The sequence below is a fragment of the uncultured Oscillibacter sp. genome (genome assembly GCF_950073225.1).
Classification (GTDB): Bacteria; Bacillota; Clostridia; order Oscillospirales; family Oscillospiraceae; genus Oscillibacter.
The window spans coordinates 19,500-35,524 of sequence record NZ_CATMPS010000028.1 but is presented as its reverse complement, the minus strand read 5'-3'; the positions used below and the strand labels follow the sequence as shown (position 1 = coordinate 35,524).

The following is a 16,025-nucleotide window of genomic DNA, read 5'->3' as shown; positions in this document are numbered from 1 at the left end:
AGGTGTGCCGGACGGGTATTGCTGGAGCTTGCCCAGGAGGCCGGTATTGAGGGGGTAGAATTGCTTTTGTGAATAATGCACAAAAAACAATTTTAGATTTTTCTGCATTTAACCCTTGACATTTTCGAGCCTGGATTGTTCAGAACCCTTTTTACCCAAAAAGCAATGATATGCAAAAACAGCGGCGGCATATGCCGCCACTGTTTTCCGTGTCGTATTCTCAGAGCCTGGCCGCGATGGCGTCCAAAAATTCCCAGCTGTCCACGCCCCGGACCTGGAAGCCCGGCTCCACCAGGGGCAGGAGGTCTTTCGTCATGACCCCGTCCTCCAGGGTTTTCAGGGAAGCGGCTTCCAGCCTCTCGCCGAAGCGGACCAGACTGGGGAGGCCGTCCAGCTCGCCCCGGCGCTTCAGGGCCCCGGACCAGGCGAAGATGGTGGCCATGGGGTTGGTGGAGGTCTTTTCCCCCTTGCGGTAGCGGTAGTAGTGCCGGGTGACGGTGCCGTGGGAGGCCTCGAACTCCATGGTCCCGTCGGGGGAGACCAGTACGGAGGTCATCATGGCCAGGCTCCCGAAGGCGGCGGCGATCATGTCGCTCATCACGTCCCCGTCGTAGTTTTTCAGCGCCCAGATAAAGCCGCCCTTGGAGCGGATCACCCGGGCCACGGCGTCGTCGATGAGGGTATAGAAATAGGTAATCCCCAGCTTCTCGAACTCCGCCCTGTAGGAGGACTCGTATTCCTCCTCAAAGATACGCTTGAATTCCCCGTCATAGACCTTGGCGATGGTGTCCTTGGTGGAAAACCACAGGTCCTGCTTTTGGCTCAGGGCATACTGGAAGCAGGAGCGGGCGAAGGCCCGGATGCTCGTTTCCAGGTTGTGCTGCCCCTGCCAGACGGCGGGGCCGTCCACGGTCTGGACGTTCAGGGTCTTTTCCGCCCCGCTCTCCCCCCGGAAGGTGAGGGTGGCCGTCCCCGGCTCCTCCGTGGTCATGTCCACGGCCTTGTACATGTCGCCGTAGGCGTGGCGGGCGATGGTAATGGGGGCCTCCCAGTTTTTCACGACAGGCTTGATGCAGGGCAGGACAATGGGGGAGCGGAAGGCCGTGCCGTCCAGGATGGCCCGGATGGTGCCGTTGGGGGACCTCCACATCTCCGTCAGCTCCGGGTATTCCTCCATCCGCTGGCGGTTGGGGGTAATGGTGGCGCACTTCACCGCCACGCCCAGGCGGCGGGCGGCCTGGGCGGCGTCCACGGTGATTTGGTCTTTTGTGGCGTTGCGGCTCAGCAGCCCCAGGTCGTAGTACTCGGTCTTCAAATCCACAAAGGGCAAAATGAGCTTCTCTTTGATTACCCCCCAAAGAACGCGGGTCATCTCGTCTCCGTCCATCTCCACCAGGGGGGTGGTCATTTTGATTTTTTCCATAAAGCGCCTCCGTCAATTGGCTCGTTTGGCGTAGTAGTTCATGAGACAGCCGTCCAGGATAATCTCTTGTTCCTCCGCCGTCAGGCCCCGGACGTGGAGCAGGATGTCCGCCTCGCCGCCGTCCGCCTTGAGGACCTTTGCGGGGATGTCCTCCCGCCCCTCCGCAACGGCGGCGCGGATATGCGAAACAAACACGCAGTCCCCCGCCTCATAGGGGAACGCCGCCCCCTCGTCCAGGGTGAAGGGCAGGATGCCCCAGTTGATGCAGTTGGAGCGGTAGCGTTTTGTGGCAAACTCATAGCAGATATTGGCGAAGCCCCCCAGCACCTTCTGGCAGCTGGCGGCCTGCTCCCGGGCGGAGCCGTCGCCGGGGCGGTTGGCGAAGACGCAGGAGCCGAATTGGGTTTTCGCCGCGTCCGCGCCGCAGCGGTCCAGCAGGGCTTGCAGCCGCGCGGGCACGTCCCCGGCCAGCCGCCGGGCCTCGCTCTTTGCGATTTCTTTGGCGCGGCCCACATACTCCGGTTCCCGGCGGGACAGGGTGAACTCCGCCAGCCGCAGGGGGTTGGAGCGGTAGGAAGACGTTTCGCCGGAGGGGATCAGCTCGTCGGTGGTGGTCACGCCGTCCCGGAGGACCGCCGCCAGCTCCACCAGCAGGTTCTCCGCCAGGGGCTGCATCTTGGGCCAGTCGGTGATGTTGGGCCCCAGGATCAGCTCCTCCTCCGGGCGGGGATGGCCAAAGCCGTTGTAGACCCGCTTCTCATACACGCCCTTGTCAAAGTGGTAGGGACGCCGGACGGGCTGGTATTCGACTTCCGTGGCGGGGGTGATGTTTCCGCCGTTTAAGGCCGTGGCGGCGATGGACCGGGCGTCCATCAGGCACACGGCGGCGAACTGGCCCTCGCCGGGCTTGGAGCCCTCCCGGTTGGGGAAGTTTCGGGTGGTGTGCCGGAGGCTCAGGCCGTTGTGGGCGGGCACGTCCCCCGCGCCAAAGCAGGGCCCGCAGAAGCTGGGCTTGATCACCGCGCCGCTTTGGAGCAGGTCCGCCGCGGCCCCGATCTTCGTCAGCTCCAGGCTGACGGGCACGCTGGTGGGGTACACGTCCAGGGTGAAGTACCCGTCGCCGCAGCTCCCGCCCCGGAGGATGTCCGCCGCCTCGGTAATGTTGTCGAAAAGCCCCCCGGCGCACCCGGCGATGACCCCCTGGTCCGCCCAGACGCCGCCGTCCCGGACCTTTTGGGCCAGGTTGATCTTGGCCTTGGGATAGCGCTTCTGCGCGTCCGCCTCCACCTTTGCCAGAATGTCCGGGGCGCCCGCCAAAAACTCCCGGATGGTCCAGGCGTTGGAGGGGTGGAAGGGCAGGGCGATCATAGGCTCGATTTGGGAGAGGTCCAGCTCGATGTACTTGTCGTACCAGGCCCACTCGCCGGGATGGAGCTCTTTGTATTCCTCCCCCCGCCCGTGGGCCTCGTAGAAGCCCCGGGTCTCTTCGTCGGTCTCCCAGATGGAGGAGAGGCAGGTGGTCTCCGTGGTCATAACGTCGACGCCGTTGCGGTAGTCGATGGGCAGCCCCGCGATGCCCGGCCCGGCGAATTCCAGGACGCAGTTGTTCACAAAGCCGCTTTCAAAGGTGGCCTTCACCAGGGCGATGGCCACGTCGTGGGGGCCCACGCCCCGCCTGGGCGCACCGGTGAGGTAGACCAGGGCCACCTTGGGGTAGGGCACGTCCCAGGTGTTTTTCAAAAGCTGCTTACAAAGCTCCGGCCCGCCCTCGCCCACGGCCATGGTGCCCAGGGCCCCGTAGCGGGTGTGGGAGTCGGAGCCCAGAATCATCTTCCCGCAGCCCGCCAGCTGTTCCCGGGCATAGGAGTGGATGACGCTCTGGTTGGCGGGGACATAGATGCCGCCGTATTTCCGGGCGGCGGAGAGGCCGAAGACGTGGTCGTCCTCGTTGATGGTGCCCCCCACGGCGCAGAGGGAGTTGTGGCAGTTGGTCAGGGCATAGGGAATGGGGAACGCCCCCATGCCGGAGGCCCGGGCCTGCTGGATGATGCCCACGTAGGTGATGTCGTGGCTGGCCATGGCGTCAAAGCGGATCTGAAGCTTCTCCGGGTCGCCGGAGACGCTGTGGGCCTGGAGGATGCTCCAGGCCAGGGTCCGCTTCCGGCCCTCCTCCGCGGAGAGGGGGGCGGAGGCGTGGAGACGGCCGCTGGAGAGAAAAACGCCGTTGTCGTGAAGGGTGATCATAGCGGAAACCTCCTGAAATCAACTTCTGTCCGCCAGGGGCACATAGGCCCCCCGTTTGCAGATGGTCTTATAGGCGGGACGGATAATCCGCGGGTCGTCGGAGCAGCACTCCTCCATGCGGTGGGCGCACCAGCCGGCCATGCGGGCGCTGGCGAAGATGGCGGTGTAGAGGTCCGTGGGGATGCCCAGCAGCCGGTACACGAAGCCGGAGTAGAGATCCACGTTGGCGCAGATGGGCTTGTCGATGCCCCGGACCTCCTGGAAAACCTGGGGGGCCAAGCGCTCCACGGACTCGATGAAGTCCAGCTGGTCCACCATGCCCCGCTTTTCCGCCAGGTGGCGGGAGAACTGCTTGAGGATCTCCGCCCGGGGATCCGAGAGGGTATAGACCGCGTGGCCCATGCCGTAGATAAGGCCGGTGCCGTCCCCCAGCTCCCGGTTGAGGATGCGGACCAGCTGGTCTTTCACCTGGCCGTCGTCCTTCCAGTCCCGGACGGCGTTTCGCAGATACTGCATCATCTCCACCACCTTGATGTTGGCCCCGCCGTGGCGGAAGCCCTTCAAAGAGCCCACGGCGGCGGCGATGGAGGAATAGAAGTCCGTCCCGGTGGAGGTGAGGACCCGGCAGGCGAAGGTGGAGTTGTTGCCGCCGCCGTGCTCCGCGTGGAGGATCATGCAAAGGTCCAGAAGCTTGGCCTCGTCGTCGTCGAATTTCGAGTCCTTGCGCAGGGTGTAGAGGAAGTTCTGGGCCACGCTCAGATCCGTCCGGGGCCGGTGGAGGTAAAGGCTGTCCTTGTCGAAATAATGCCGCTTGGCGGCGTAGGAGTGGGCCACGATGGTGGGCGTCCGGGCCACCATGCGGAAGGATTTGAAGAGCTCGTTTTCCAGACTTCTGTTCTCCGCCTCGCCGTCGTGGGAGTGGAGGGCCAGGATGCAGCTGGCCAGCTTGTTCATGATGTTCTTGTTGGGGGAGCGGAGGATCATGTCCTCGGAGAAATAACCGGGCAGCTGGCTCCACCGGGCCATGAGAACCTGGAAGTCCTCCAGCTGGGAGAGCGTGGGCAGTTGGCCGAAGAGGAGGAGGTACACCGTCTCCTCAAAGCCGAAGCGGTCCTCCCGGATACAGCTTTGAATCAGATCCTCGATGCTGACGCCCCGGTAGAAGAGCCGCCCCTTCCGGGGAATCTTTTTCCCGTCCTTCAGGTCGTAGCCGTCCACGTCGCCGATGCTGGTGACTCCGGCGACGACGCCGGTTCCGTTGGGATACCGGAGGCCCCGCATCACGTCGCTTTCGGTCCGGCCGGAGGGGAAGATGTCGTTGTCCCGGATGAAGTCCTCGGAGCCGCTGACGAAGGAGAGGGAGGACTCGATCAGCTCCTGGTGCCGGAGCATCCGGTGAAGGTCGCGTTCGGTTTTGTAAGACATATCAGGAAACCGCCTTTAAAAAGTGTGGGCAGTCCGCCGGGAAGCGGGCGGCCCGCCGTGGGTATTTGATTCATTATAATGGATTCCGGGCCGGATTTCAATGCCACAAATCACCGATTATCCGGCGGGTTTTCGAGAGAAAACTGATTTTTTGAGCGCCGCCGCCCCCCATAGAGCCGAAAACGTAGAACAGACGGTGCTGTCAGTCTGAAAACTATAATCTTCCAGTGAGGTCAACATAAGAGCCGCATTTTTCATAACTTTGCTTGCGCATTGTGCCGGAAAATGGTATACTGAGGCGAAAAGGGAGGTTAAGGCATGGAGAGCATTGATTATCTGTGGAAGGACCGAAAGCGCTTTCTGGGCATGCCCCTGTCGTTTACCCGGTACCGCCTCAGCGAGGACCGGCTGTTCTGCGAGACGGGTTTTCTCAATGTGAAGTCCGACGAGGTGCTGCTTTACCGTGTGCGGGACCTGCGGCTGACCATGAGCCTGGGCCAGCGTATCTTTGGCGTGGGGACGGTGTGCGTAGTGTCGTCGGACAAGAGCATTCCGCACCTGGATCTGAAAAATGTGAAGGACCCCCGGACGGTGAAGGAGCTGATCCACAAGAACGTGGAGGCGGCCAAGGACAAGCGCCGCATGCGGGCCACCGAGCTTTTGGGCGGGGAGGACGGTCCCGTCTGCCAGGAGTACGGCGAGGACGCCGAACTGGATACGGAAGAGGACGAAATCTGAGTTTCGCGGCGGAGGGCCGCCCCACAAAGTGGGGCGGCCCTCCGCCGTAACGCTTTTCCCTGCGGGTCCGGTCACGCTTCCAGCAGGGACAGAATCCGCTTTTTATAGTCCAAAAATTCCCCGCTGACCGGGAAGGACGGGTCCCGGGGCCTGGGTGGGCGGATTGTCAGCTCCGCGGCGACGCGCCCCGGCCGGCCGGAGAGCACGCAGACCCGGTCCGAGAGGAGGATGGCCTCGTCGATGTCGTGGGTGATGAAAAGCGCCGCCATGCGCAGCTGGTCCATCATGCCCAAGTACCATTGGTGGATTTCCCGCTTTGTCAGGGCGTCCAGGGCGGAAAAGGGCTCGTCCAGCAGCGCCGCCAGGGCCACGGTGGGGATGGTCTGGGTGATGACCAGAATCGGGTACAGCGCCCGGTACAGGACCGGGACATGGTGCATCAGGGTTATCCGCCGCTTCTTCCCGAAGGGGACAAACTTTGACGAGGTGACAAAGGAGCAGGTGGAAGAAGCGGAACGGTGGATAAACAACTACCCACGGAAATTGCTTGGATGGAAGTCGGCAAGCGACCTGTTCAACGAAGAGCAAAGGGCGGCTTGACCGGCTGAAAGTGAATACAACTGTTCTGACCGGACGAGAAAACCTCGCCCGGTTAGGTTGTTATACCTATTTTGTTGTGATATAGCCTAAAAATGGTGCGGGCAGTTTGGCTGGTTTGCTGATTGTTCTAATTTACTGCAAATTATTCTTGACTTCTGGCGGCCTTTGCCGCTTTCCTGTCAAAAAGGGTTCGCTGTTCTTGCCTTTTATCCGCCCGGCGTTTATAATACAAAAATAAAGAGCTTGAATTTCGGCACGGATCGTCCGGCGGTACGGTCCGCCAAGGAAGCAGAAGGAGGAGAATCACGATGAAGGGACTGCCCAACGAGGAGCGGCAGCGCTTGGGGGCGCTGCTGGAAGAAGCCTCCCAAGCGGAGGTCATGGGGAAGATTCCCCAATTTTCCCAGGCGGAGGTGCACAATCTGGCACCGCTCCCGGCGCGGGCCCCGGAGGCCCTGGGGATGCTGGTGTTCAATATGGAGCGGGGCGTGTGCCTGGAGGAGCTGGGGGATTTTTTGGAAACCTGCCCGGCGGTCCGGCCCTTCGATGTGATTCTGGCCAATGAGCTGGACGACGGCTGCGTCCGCTCCGGCGGAAAGGACACCACTTTGGAGCTGGCGAAGCGGCTGGGGATGAACGCGGCGTTCGGCCTGGAGTTCATCGAGCTGGTGAACGGGGAGGACTCCAAGGGTTTCCACGGCAACGCCATCTTCTCCCGCTGGCCCATCAAACGGGCCAAGGCGGTCCGCCTGCCGGAGCAGTACAACTGGTACTTTGACCGCCAGCGGCGGATTGGCGGGCGGCTGGCCGTTTTGGCGGAGCTGGACGTGGCGGGCACGCCGGTGGGCGTGGGCGCCATCCACCTGGAGAACCGGACCCACGGCCCAGGCCGCCGGGCCCAGCTGTCAGCCGTGCTGGCGGAGGCGGAGGCCATGTTCCCCGGTATGCCGGTGATTTTGGGCGGGGACCTGAATACCAACACCTTCGACGGCCGGGACAAGGACGCCATCCGGGCCGTGGCGGGAAGCCCTGAGCTCCAGCGCCGGTGTTTGGAGGATGTGGCGGACTGGGAGGAATGCCTCCCGGCGGCGGAGGAAGCGGGCTACCGCCTCCTGCCGGACAGGGCCGCGGCCACCCGGCGCAAGCCCCTCCCCGGCGGGGGGCATCTGGATCTGCGGCTGGACTGGCTGCTGGTCCGGGGCCTGGAAACGGGGGAGAGCCGCACCGTCTCCACCCGGAAGGAGGACTGCGGCTTCGCCCTGCCCGGCAGCGCTTTGGCGGCGTTCACCGGGGAGGAGCTTTCCGACCACAACGCGGTCTGGGCCTCCTGCGCCCTGAAGTGAGAACCCCGCCAGGCCGAACGCCGCCGGGCGGAGATTCCGGCGGGGAGGAGGAACGCCGCCTTCGCCGGGCACATCACCGGGCGGAGCTTGGAACCCGAAGAGAAACCGGGGGCGTACAAGAACGGTGCGCCCCCGGTATTGTTCCATGTAAGCCCGGCGTTTTTTCAAACCGGAGCTTATTCCTCCTCGTCCGTAACAATGAGGCCATAGCCGCCGCTCTTCCGGCGGTAGACGATGCACAGGCTGTCGTCCTCGCTGCTGCGGAAGACGAAGAAGCTGTGGTCCAGCAGGTTCATCTGCAGGATGGCCTCTTCCGTGCTCATGGGCTTTACGGCGAAGCGCTTGGTGCGGACCACGGGGAATTCCTTCTCCTCCGCCACGTCGAAGTCGGTGGACGGGGCGGGAGGCGGGAAGCCCTCGCTCCGCAGGCGCTTGGACAGCCGGGTCTTGTTCTTCAAAATCTGGCGCTCGATATAGCCCACGGCGGCGTCCACGGCGCCGCGCATATCGCCGTCCGGCGCCTCCGTCTGGGCCCGGAGCAGAGCGCCGCCGCTCCGAACGGTGATCTCCACTGTGCAGCGGTGGTCCTTCTCCACCGAGAATGTCACAAACGCGGTGGTGTCCTCCCGGAAATACTTTTCCAGCTTCGCGATTTTCTTTTCTGTGTAAGCCTTGATGGAATCGTTGAGGGAGACCTTTTTGCAAGCGTAGGTGTACTTCATCGAGATCGCTCCTTTCGTGTGAAAAAGGGCCGGTAAGATCGTTGCGGAGGCCCTTTTGTATAATATAACATATTTGTATTGAAATGGGAAGAGGAAACCGGCGTTTTTTCAAAAGATTCACAAAATTTTTCCGCCGCACCCGCCAAGCGGCGGCTTTCGACAAAAGAAGTCGGAAAACGGCAAAACTTTCTATTTACAAGACCTGGAAAACATGGTACTTTGATATAGGAAGCTTTCCAATATCCCACCCGCTTGGGCCGCATGGCGTTTGTCCGTGCGGCTCCTTTTTATGCCATGAAGAAAACCGCCCGGCTCCGGGCGGTTTTTGCTCTTTTTTTATCTCCGTCTTCTCCCCCGTTTGCCGTCCATGCTGCGGTTCAGATCCGCCATCTTCCCCTCGGAGGAGGAGAGGAAGCGCTTCAGCTTGTCCTCAAAGGCCTGATCCCCGGACGGCGGCAGGGGCTCCGGCCTTCCCCGGCCCTGGAACTGCGGCGGGACGGACCCGGAGGCCGCCGCCGGCCTGGGGCCGCCCTGGGGGCCCGGGGCGGGCCTGGGGGAACGGGGGGCCCGCCGCTCCTGCTGGGGCAGGGCCTTTTTAATCGAGAGGTTTACCCGCCCGTTCTCCGCGGACAGGACAAGGACCTTTACGGCCTGCCCCGTCTGGAGGTGGTCGTGTACGTCCTCCACAAAGGTGTTGGCAATCTCCGAGATATGTACCAGCCCGGAGCCGCCTCCTTCCAACGCCACGAAGGCGCCGAATTTCATGATGCTGGTGACTTTGCCTTCCAGAATGCTCCCAACCTGAGGCTCCATACGGTTTCTAGTTTCTCCTTCCCTTGATTCGCGTGGTAAAGCGGGGCCCAGTCAGCTGCCCACGTCGAAGACGTACTCCCCGGGCAAAAGCCAGCCCAGCTCCCGGCGGGCGATCTCCTGCATCTTCTCAGGCGTGCAGCCCTCCTCGATGTCCGTCGCCAGGGCGTCGTTCTCCTGGCGCTTGCCCTCCACCTCGGCGGCTACCCGCGCCTTTTCCGTCTCGGCGTCCGCGACCTGCTCCCGCAGGGCGTACACCTCGCAGACCAGCGCGGCCAGCAGAATTACGATTAACAGCTTGGTCAGAAGGCCCGTGCGGAGCTTTACCGCCTTCGGCGTTTTTCGCTGCTTTGCCATGTCTGCGCTCTCCTTTCCCGGGCCCATACCCACTTTTCCTTATTGTAAAGCATTTGCGCCAAAAATAAAAGAGGTTTTTTCCGCGGCGGAGCGTTTTTTTATAAAAATTTCCGGCCCACCGCAGAGGCAGGCACAAAAGACGCCACAAAAAGGCCAGCGTATCCGCCCAAAAAGCCCACAGAGGGCGCAGAAGCTCCGAAAAAGCGCAGAAAAACAAGACCGCGCCCCCCAGGGCTCCCAGGATTACAAATCCCCGGAGCTGGCCCTCGGCCCGGCGCAGCAGGAAGAGGAACATGGCCCCGCCCACCGCCAGGCAGTAGGCCCCGTCCAAAAGGGCGGTGGCCCGGGGAGCCCGCACCCGGAAGGGGCGCAGCAGATCATACAGCAGCCCGGCGGACAGCCCCAGGAGAATGGACTGCCCGAACACCAGCAGCTGCTGGGCTGCCCGGCTTTCCATGCTCAACCGAACAGGCGGCCCAGGAAGCCTCCCCGGCCGGAGCCCTGGTCCTCATAGGTCAGGGAGTCGATCCTCCCGTCCACGTGAAGCTCGCCTCCGTCCAGAGACAGCTTTCCGATATGAAGGTCTTCCCCCGTGACGACCAGGGTTCCCACGGCGGTGGACATGACGATGCCGGTCTCGTCAAAGCGCTCCACGTCCTCCACGCCGGAGACGGTCAGGCTTTCCCGCCCGTCCAGCTCCAGGCGGTGGGCGGCGGCTTGGGGCAAAGCGTAATCGTTCATGGTTCGTCCCTCCCTGTCCAAAGAATATGGCGGGAGGGCCGGGATTAGAACCTGCGTTTATAGGGGAAAACGGCCGGATGGGCGGGGAAAGACCCGCCCGGACCGGGTTCGGCGGCTGGGAATCCAGGTTCTAGGATAACTGCCTGTAAAGCGCGGCGGCGTCGGCCTGCCGCACCGTCTCCTGGACAGACAGCACTTCCACCGTCACCTCCCGGGCCCCCAGGCGGAGCGTGATTTGGTCCCCTTCCTTCACCTCGTATGAGGCCCGGGCGGGGCGGCCGTTGACGCAGACCAGCCCGCTGTCGCAGGCCTCGTTGGCCACGGTCCGCCGCTTGATAAGGCGGGAGACCTTCAAATATTTGTCCAGGCGCATAGCGCGCCCTCCTTTCTCCGGAAAAATAAACAGCCGGCAAAGCCTGCCGGCTGTTCAAAAAGGGCGTTAACCGAATCAGCCGCCCACGATGTCCTTCAGGACTTTGCCGGCCTTGAACACGGGCACGGTGGAGGCGGGGATTTCGATGGGCTCCTTGGTCTTGGGGTTCCGGCCCACGCGGGCGGCGCGTTTCTTAACCTCAAAGGAGCCAAAGCCCACCAGCTGGACCTTTTCGCCCTCCTTCAGAGCGTCGGTGATGGCATCCAGCGTAGCGGTAATGACGGTCTCGGCGTCTTTCTTGGAGACCTCCGCGGCCGCGGAAACAACGTTGATGAGTTCTGCTTTGTTCATGAATGGTATCCTCCTGCAATCATTTGTGTTCTGGTATCTTACTATTCTTAACGCAAACGCGTGTTAAGACTCCTCTTTTTTGGAGGATTTCCAGAGCTCCACCAGCTCCGCCTCGGCGTATTCGCCCAGAGGCTTGTCCGCCATGGCCTCCACCCGGCGGAAGCGCCCGTCAAACTTGTCGCAGGCCCGGTGCAAAGCGTCCTCCGGGTCCACGCCGGACATCTGGGCCACCTTGGCGGTGATGAAGAGCAGGTCGCCCAGCTCCTCCCGGATGCCGTGGGGCTCGTCCGTTCCGGCGCCGGCCTCCAAGGCCTCCCGCAGCTCCCGGACCTCCTCCTCCAGCTTCCCCAGGGCGCTGAGAGCGCTGGCCCAGTCAAAGCCCGCTTTGGCGGTCTTTCCGGCGATTTTCTCCGCCCGCCAGAGGGCGGGCAGGGTGTGGGGCACGGACTCGATGGCGTCGGCGGTGGTGGACTGGGATTTCTCCTTCCGTTTCAGGGCCTCCCAATTTACCAGGACCTCCTTGCTGTCCGCAACCTCCACGGTGCCGAAGACGTGGGGATGGCGGTACACCAGCTTCTGGGCCACGCCGTCGACGACGTCGTCCATGGTGAACCGGCCCCGCTCCGCCTCAATCTGGGCGTGGAAGGCCGCCTGCATCAGCACGTCTCCCAGCTCCTCGCACATGCCTGCCGGGTCGTCCCGGTCGATGGCGTCCAGAGCCTCGTAAGTCTCCTCCAGGAAGTTCCGGCGGATGGACCCGTGGGTCTGCTCCGCATCCCAGGGGCAGCCCCCCGGCGCCCGGAGCAGCCGCATGATTTCCAGGAAATCCTCCCAGCCGTAACGGCGCTTACATTGAAAATCTACCATAGATTGCCCGCCTTTGCAAGAAATTTCGAGAAAAAAGTTGGTATGAGGCCATATTTTTTGTCAATTTTCCGCACGTTTTAGCGCAAATGCAACAATTTTGCCAATTTTGCCCCATGGGGCACCGTTTTCAGGTCTTCCGCCCGCAGAATCCGCAGGGCGACCACCAAAATGGCGTAAACGATTACCCCCGCCAGGATGCCGCAGAGGGTGGCAATGGCGTTGGCCCCGTAGGCGGAGTGCCCGGACAGGACCCGGCTCACAAGGCCGTGGGTGGCCCAGGCTCCGCCGCCCATGAGGGCGGTGGCCACGGCGGGCTTAAAGAAGAGCTGGAAATACCTGGGTTTCGTGGGAGAGTATTTCCAGACGAAGAACAGGTTCAAAAGGGCGATGACAACATAGCAGCAGAGCGTTGAAATGGGCGCGCCGTGGATGTTGATCTCCGGGGTGCCCACCAGGATATAGTTCATCGCGATTTTGACCACGCCTCCGGCCACGACGGTGTAAATGGGTATGCGCACCTTGCCGTAGGTCTGCAAAATGGCGTTGGTGAGGTTCATGACGCAGATGAAGATACAGGCAAAGCCCAAAACCCGCAGATGGGGCCCCGCCGCCAGGGCGGCCTCCGGCTGGGCCGGGAGCACCAGGCGCATGATGGGGGTGGACAGCACGCTGAGCCCCACGCCGCAGGGCAGGGCCAGGATGGCGATGAGGCGGAAGGCGGAGGAGATGATCCGGTCCGCTTCCCGGTGGTCCCGCCGGGCCAGGGCCGCCGCCGCCACGGGGATCAGGCTCATGGTTACCGGGAAGACGAAGGAGGGCGGCAGATTCACCATGTCCATGGCGTAGCCGTAGGCCCCCTTCAGGGCGGAGGCGGCCTCCTCCGTCAGGCCCAGGCCGTTTTGCAGCCGCCCCAGTACGATGGAGGTATCCACCAGCGTGATGATGCTCATGGCCGAGTTGCTCAGGGTGATGGGCACCCCGATGACCAGAATATGCCTGGCCAGGGTCCCCCGGCTCTCCGGGACATCCAGGGTCTCCGCCCGGGAGCGGTGGGTCAGCAGGTAGCCGATCAGGAAGAGCATGGACAGTACGGTGCCGATGGTCACGCCCAGGATGGCCCCCGCCGCCACAAACTTCTGCCCCATACCCGCCTGGAAAATATACCACGCCAGCGCCAGGCCGATGCCCAGCTTGCTCAGCGCCTCCAGCACCTGGGAGACGGCGGTGGGGGTCATGTTCCCCTGGCCCTGGGTGTAGCCCCGCATACAGGCCAAAAGGCACACGCAGAACACCGCCGGGGACAGCGCCCGGATGGCCCAATAGGCGCTCTCGTTATGGAGCCGGGCGGCCACCCAGCTGGTGCCGAAGAACATGATGGCAAACCCCGCCAGACCCAGGGCGAAGAAGATCCAGATGGCCGTGCTGAAAAGCTTGCGCTTCTCGTTCTCCCGGCCCCGGGCCTGGGCCTCGGACACCAGCTTGGAAAGCGCCAGGGGCAGGCCTGCCGTGGAGATGGAGAGGAGGACGTTGTAAATCTGATAGGCGGAGTCGAAGTAGGTCTTGCCTTCTTCGCCCAGAATGTTGTTCAGGGGGATCTTGTAAAAGAAGCCGATGCCTTTGACAATGGCCACTGCGGAGGCCAGGATGGCCGCGCCGCCCAGGAAGGACTGTTTTTTCTTCGTCGACATGGAAAGCATACCTCAAATACTTCAAAAAATGCGCGGACAGCCTCTGTCCGTGAGGGGCGGGCCCCATTGTCCACTCTATGGGACCGGGACCCGCCTTAGACCAGATTCCCTCCAGCGGCACAACCCGCTTTTTCAAAGGCTTACAGCCGTTCTAAGCAGCCCTTCACCAGGGCGGTGAACTTGGGGCCCGCGGCCTCGCCCGCGGCGATGACCTCGTCGCCGGAGAGGGGCTGCTCCAGCACGCCCGCCGCCATGTTGGTGCAGAGGGTGAAGCCCAAGACCCCCATGCCGCAGTGGGCGGCGGTGATGGCCTCCGGCACCGTGGACATACCCACGGCGTCCGCCCCCAGCAGGCGGGCGGCCTTGACCTCCGCCGGCGTCTCATACTGGGGACCGGGGAAGAACATGTAGACGCCCTCCTTGAGGTCCAGGCCCTGGGCCTTGGCGGCGGCGCGGGCCTTTTCCTGAAGGGCGGGGGTGTAGACGTGGCTCATGTCCGGGAAGCGGGGGCCCAGCTCGTCCATGTTGGGCCCGCAGAGAGGGCTGACGCCGAAGAGCTTGATGTGGTCCGTAATCAGCATGATGTCCCCGGCGGTCCAGGCGGTATTCACCGCCCCGGCGGCGTTGGTCACCACCAAAGTCCTGACGCCCAGGGCCCGGGCCACCCGGACGGGATAGGCCGCGTCGGCGAAGGACCAGCCCTCGTAGGTGTGGAGGCGGCCCTGCATGACCGCCGCGTCCCGGCCCGCCAGCTTTCCAAAGAGAAATTGGCCCTTGTGGCCGGGGGCGGTGGAGCGCTTCATGTGGGGGACTTCCGCATAGGGCACGGCGATGGGGCTTTCCATCTCGTCCGCCAGGGCCCCCAGGCCGGAGCCCAGAATCACCAGCACCTGGGGCTGGAAGCCGTTCAGCGTTTCCCGGAGAGCCTGAGCGCTCTCCTGAACCTGTTGATACGTGTAGAATTCCATATTCATCCTCCTGTCAGTTCAGCTTTTCGCCGCAGGCGCGGCAGAATTGGTCTCCCTCCTGCGCGGCCTCGCCGCAGCTGGGGCAGGCAGGGCCTTCCGGCGTCCGCCCCAGGGTTTCGTTAAGCTCCGCCAGGCGGGCTTTCAGATCGTCGATTTCCCGGAGCTTTTCCAGCAGCTCCTCGGACTCCGTCAGGTTTCCGGCGTGGGTGCCATAGACGATCTCACCGGCTTCCATCAGCTTCTCGTCCATCTCGCCCTCCACACGGGCGGCCTGATAGCGGAGCCGCACGGCCTCCGCCGCCTTCTCCGCCCCCTCACAGGCCAGGCCCAGGGTCCCAAGGGCCAGGGTTCCCGCCGCCTCCACGCCGGTGCGGAGGGTGTCCAGCAGGTCATACAGCTTCTCCTGTTTGTGCATAGTGCCGCTCCTTTCGTCTCCCGTTTAGTGATTGTCGTAGGGGCTTCCGCCGATGAACTCCCGGGACAGGGACTTGGCGGGGATATGCTTTTCGTCCAGGGCCTCAATTTTGTCCAGGCCCCGGAGGATGTCCTCCACCACCTGGTACTTCCCTTTGGGAAGCTCCTCCAGCAGGGGGACCACAAAGGGCTTCAGGGCGCTGGCGCTGAGGGCCAGGGAGGAGTCGAACATCAAATCCGCGTTTTCCTTGTAGGGGGAGATATACAGCCGCTCTCCCCGGCGGACGTTCTCCCACAGCTTCAAGGTAAAGGCCGCGTCGCTGCCCCGGAACTTGAAGTCCCGGACAATGCGGCGGCAGAGGCGGATCCAGGACTTGTCAAACACCAAAGAACCGTCCTCGTCCAGAATATCGCTCCGGGCGGCGATATAGAGTTTGAAGGCCCTGGGGTTCTTTCCCACGATGATGTCGTTCAGGGCGTGGATGCCCTCGAAAATCGCCATGTCGTCCTTCCCCAGCCGCATGGGCCGGGCGAAGATGTCCGAGCGCATCTGCCGGGCAAACTCGTATTTCGGAACATGAATCAGCTCCCCCCGGTCCAGCATGGCGAAGTGCTGGTTCAGCAGGTCCACATCCAGGCAGAAGGGGGACTCGTAGTCAATGGCTCCCTCCCGGTTCCGGGGGAAGGTCTCCGGGTCCATGGTCTTGAAATAGTTGTCCATGGAAACCGTGTGGGTCACAATGCCCATCTCCACCAGCTTTTCCTCGATTTTCAGCGCGGTGGTGGTCTTCCCGGAGCCGGAGGGGCCGGAGAGGAGGATGATGTGGGACTCCCCCCGGTGATCCGCAATCTTCCGGGCGGCGGTGTCCACTTTTTTCGCGAACTGCTCATCGCACTCCTGGGCGAAGGCGGCGGGGTCGCTGCGGATGGCCTCGTTGATCTGCTTTAGGGAATACATGGA

At 62.9% G+C, this 16,025-nt stretch carries 17 protein-coding genes and 1 pseudogene; 2 read left to right on the top strand and 16 right to left on the bottom strand.

Annotated elements, in window-relative coordinates:
• Positions 1 to 220: 220 nt before the first annotated feature.
• From Q1M04_RS12325 to Q1M04_RS12315, 3 genes are read right to left on the bottom strand one after another with little or no spacing between them, the layout of a single operon-like run.
• Complete coding sequence (locus tag Q1M04_RS12325) at positions 221 to 1,423, bottom strand: NADP-dependent isocitrate dehydrogenase (RefSeq protein ID WP_297998949.1); 1,203 nt, start codon at positions 1,421 to 1,423, stop codon at positions 221 to 223.
• Positions 1,424 to 1,435: 12 nt separating this feature from the next.
• Complete coding sequence (locus Q1M04_RS12320; RefSeq protein ID WP_297998947.1) at positions 1,436 to 3,667, bottom strand: hydratase; 2,232 nt, start codon at positions 3,665 to 3,667, stop codon at positions 1,436 to 1,438.
• Positions 3,668 to 3,685: 18 nt separating this feature from the next.
• Positions 3,686 to 5,092: a citrate synthase gene (locus tag Q1M04_RS12315; RefSeq protein WP_297998945.1), complete on the bottom strand. Its 1,407-nt coding sequence runs from the start codon at positions 5,090 to 5,092 to the stop codon at positions 3,686 to 3,688.
• Between the two features lie 318 nt (positions 5,093 to 5,410).
• Here Q1M04_RS12315 and Q1M04_RS12310 point away from each other — a divergent pair, with 318 nt between their 5' ends.
• A complete protein-coding gene (locus Q1M04_RS12310; protein ID WP_297294395.1) occupies positions 5,411 to 5,830 on the top strand; it encodes a PH domain-containing protein in 420 nt (139 codons plus the stop codon).
• A 71-nt stretch (positions 5,831 to 5,901) separates the two neighbouring features.
• Here Q1M04_RS12310 and Q1M04_RS12305 read toward each other — a convergent pair whose 3' ends face one another.
• Positions 5,902 to 6,270, bottom strand: a complete 369-nt coding sequence (locus Q1M04_RS12305) for a hypothetical protein (protein ID WP_297998943.1) — start codon at positions 6,268 to 6,270, stop codon at positions 5,902 to 5,904.
• 468 nt (positions 6,271 to 6,738) lie between these two features.
• On the opposite strand from Q1M04_RS12305, the gene Q1M04_RS12300 reads away from it, so the two are divergent.
• Entirely contained in the window at positions 6,739 to 7,773 is a 1,035-nt protein-coding gene (locus Q1M04_RS12300; protein WP_295755733.1) for an endonuclease/exonuclease/phosphatase family protein, read from the top strand.
• A gap of 176 nt (positions 7,774 to 7,949) precedes the next feature.
• Here the strand turns inward: Q1M04_RS12300 and raiA are convergent, their stop codons facing one another.
• The 12 genes and pseudogenes from raiA to Q1M04_RS12245 all read right to left on the bottom strand — a co-directional run bounded on the left by raiA (position 7,950) and on the right by Q1M04_RS12245 (position 16,022).
• Positions 7,950 to 8,495 (bottom strand): ribosome hibernation-promoting factor, HPF/YfiA family, encoded by a 546-nt coding sequence (raiA, locus tag Q1M04_RS12295; protein ID WP_204791663.1) that lies wholly within the window; start codon positions 8,493 to 8,495, stop codon positions 7,950 to 7,952.
• A 336-nt stretch (positions 8,496 to 8,831) separates the two neighbouring features.
• Complete coding sequence (locus tag Q1M04_RS12290) at positions 8,832 to 9,308, bottom strand: S1 RNA-binding domain-containing protein (protein WP_297998940.1); 477 nt, start codon at positions 9,306 to 9,308, stop codon at positions 8,832 to 8,834.
• Between the two features lie 51 nt (positions 9,309 to 9,359).
• A complete protein-coding gene (locus tag Q1M04_RS12285; protein ID WP_297998938.1) occupies positions 9,360 to 9,662 on the bottom strand; it encodes a septum formation initiator family protein in 303 nt (100 codons plus the stop codon).
• A 205-nt stretch (positions 9,663 to 9,867) separates the two neighbouring features.
• Positions 9,868 to 10,119 (bottom strand): annotated as a pseudogene (gene yabQ / locus Q1M04_RS16210) (spore cortex biosynthesis protein YabQ); the annotation flags it as partial.
• Positions 10,120 to 10,121: 2 nt separating this feature from the next.
• Positions 10,122 to 10,403 (bottom strand): YabP/YqfC family sporulation protein, encoded by a 282-nt coding sequence (locus Q1M04_RS12280; RefSeq protein ID WP_295755738.1) that lies wholly within the window; start codon positions 10,401 to 10,403, stop codon positions 10,122 to 10,124.
• 130 nt (positions 10,404 to 10,533) lie between these two features.
• A complete protein-coding gene (locus Q1M04_RS12275; RefSeq protein WP_297294392.1) occupies positions 10,534 to 10,776 on the bottom strand; it encodes an RNA-binding S4 domain-containing protein in 243 nt (80 codons plus the stop codon).
• 75 nt (positions 10,777 to 10,851) lie between these two features.
• Entirely contained in the window at positions 10,852 to 11,127 is a 276-nt protein-coding gene (locus tag Q1M04_RS12270; protein ID WP_204790143.1) for an HU family DNA-binding protein, read from the bottom strand.
• A gap of 63 nt (positions 11,128 to 11,190) precedes the next feature.
• Positions 11,191 to 11,994 (bottom strand): nucleoside triphosphate pyrophosphohydrolase, encoded by an 804-nt coding sequence (mazG, locus tag Q1M04_RS12265; protein WP_297998935.1) that lies wholly within the window; start codon positions 11,992 to 11,994, stop codon positions 11,191 to 11,193.
• A gap of 77 nt (positions 11,995 to 12,071) precedes the next feature.
• On the bottom strand, positions 12,072 to 13,682 hold the full coding sequence (locus Q1M04_RS12260; protein WP_297294390.1) for a polysaccharide biosynthesis protein: 1,611 nt from the start codon (positions 13,680 to 13,682) through the stop codon (positions 12,072 to 12,074).
• Positions 13,683 to 13,822: 140 nt separating this feature from the next.
• Complete coding sequence (locus Q1M04_RS12255; protein WP_297998933.1) at positions 13,823 to 14,650, bottom strand: purine-nucleoside phosphorylase; 828 nt, start codon at positions 14,648 to 14,650, stop codon at positions 13,823 to 13,825.
• 13 nt (positions 14,651 to 14,663) lie between these two features.
• A complete protein-coding gene (locus Q1M04_RS12250) occupies positions 14,664 to 15,065 on the bottom strand; it encodes a zinc ribbon domain-containing protein (RefSeq protein WP_293278342.1) in 402 nt (133 codons plus the stop codon).
• Between the two features lie 24 nt (positions 15,066 to 15,089).
• Complete coding sequence (locus Q1M04_RS12245; RefSeq protein ID WP_297998930.1) at positions 15,090 to 16,022, bottom strand: uridine kinase; 933 nt, start codon at positions 16,020 to 16,022, stop codon at positions 15,090 to 15,092.
• Between the last annotated feature and the right edge of the window lie 3 nt (positions 16,023 to 16,025).

Excerpts from the sequence above, each read along its gene's own strand:
- Q1M04_RS12325 (WP_297998949.1), bottom strand. The coding sequence starts at position 1,423 with ATGGAAAAAATCAAAATGACCACCCCCCTGGTGGAGATGGACGGAGAC.
- Q1M04_RS12320 (WP_297998947.1), bottom strand. The coding sequence starts at position 3,667 with ATGATCACCCTTCACGACAACGGCGTTTTTCTCTCCAGCGGCCGTCTC.
- Q1M04_RS12315 (WP_297998945.1), bottom strand. The coding sequence starts at position 5,092 with ATGTCTTACAAAACCGAACGCGACCTTCACCGGATGCTCCGGCACCAG.
- Q1M04_RS12310 (WP_297294395.1), top strand. The coding sequence starts at position 5,411 with ATGGAGAGCATTGATTATCTGTGGAAGGACCGAAAGCGCTTTCTGGGC.
- Q1M04_RS12305 (WP_297998943.1), bottom strand. The coding sequence starts at position 6,270 with ATGCACCATGTCCCGGTCCTGTACCGGGCGCTGTACCCGATTCTGGTC.
- Q1M04_RS12300 (WP_295755733.1), top strand. The coding sequence starts at position 6,739 with ATGAAGGGACTGCCCAACGAGGAGCGGCAGCGCTTGGGGGCGCTGCTG.
- raiA (WP_204791663.1), bottom strand. The coding sequence starts at position 8,495 with ATGAAGTACACCTACGCTTGCAAAAAGGTCTCCCTCAACGATTCCATC.
- Q1M04_RS12290 (WP_297998940.1), bottom strand. The coding sequence starts at position 9,308 with ATGGAGCCTCAGGTTGGGAGCATTCTGGAAGGCAAAGTCACCAGCATC.
- Q1M04_RS12285 (WP_297998938.1), bottom strand. The coding sequence starts at position 9,662 with ATGGCAAAGCAGCGAAAAACGCCGAAGGCGGTAAAGCTCCGCACGGGC.
- Q1M04_RS12280 (WP_295755738.1), bottom strand. The coding sequence starts at position 10,403 with ATGAACGATTACGCTTTGCCCCAAGCCGCCGCCCACCGCCTGGAGCTG.
- Q1M04_RS12275 (WP_297294392.1), bottom strand. The coding sequence starts at position 10,776 with ATGCGCCTGGACAAATATTTGAAGGTCTCCCGCCTTATCAAGCGGCGG.
- Q1M04_RS12270 (WP_204790143.1), bottom strand. The coding sequence starts at position 11,127 with ATGAACAAAGCAGAACTCATCAACGTTGTTTCCGCGGCCGCGGAGGTC.
- mazG (WP_297998935.1), bottom strand. The coding sequence starts at position 11,994 with ATGGTAGATTTTCAATGTAAGCGCCGTTACGGCTGGGAGGATTTCCTG.
- Q1M04_RS12260 (WP_297294390.1), bottom strand. The coding sequence starts at position 13,682 with ATGTCGACGAAGAAAAAACAGTCCTTCCTGGGCGGCGCGGCCATCCTG.
- Q1M04_RS12255 (WP_297998933.1), bottom strand. The coding sequence starts at position 14,650 with ATGGAATTCTACACGTATCAACAGGTTCAGGAGAGCGCTCAGGCTCTC.
- Q1M04_RS12250 (WP_293278342.1), bottom strand. The coding sequence starts at position 15,065 with ATGCACAAACAGGAGAAGCTGTATGACCTGCTGGACACCCTCCGCACC.
- Q1M04_RS12245 (WP_297998930.1), bottom strand. The coding sequence starts at position 16,022 with ATGTATTCCCTAAAGCAGATCAACGAGGCCATCCGCAGCGACCCCGCC.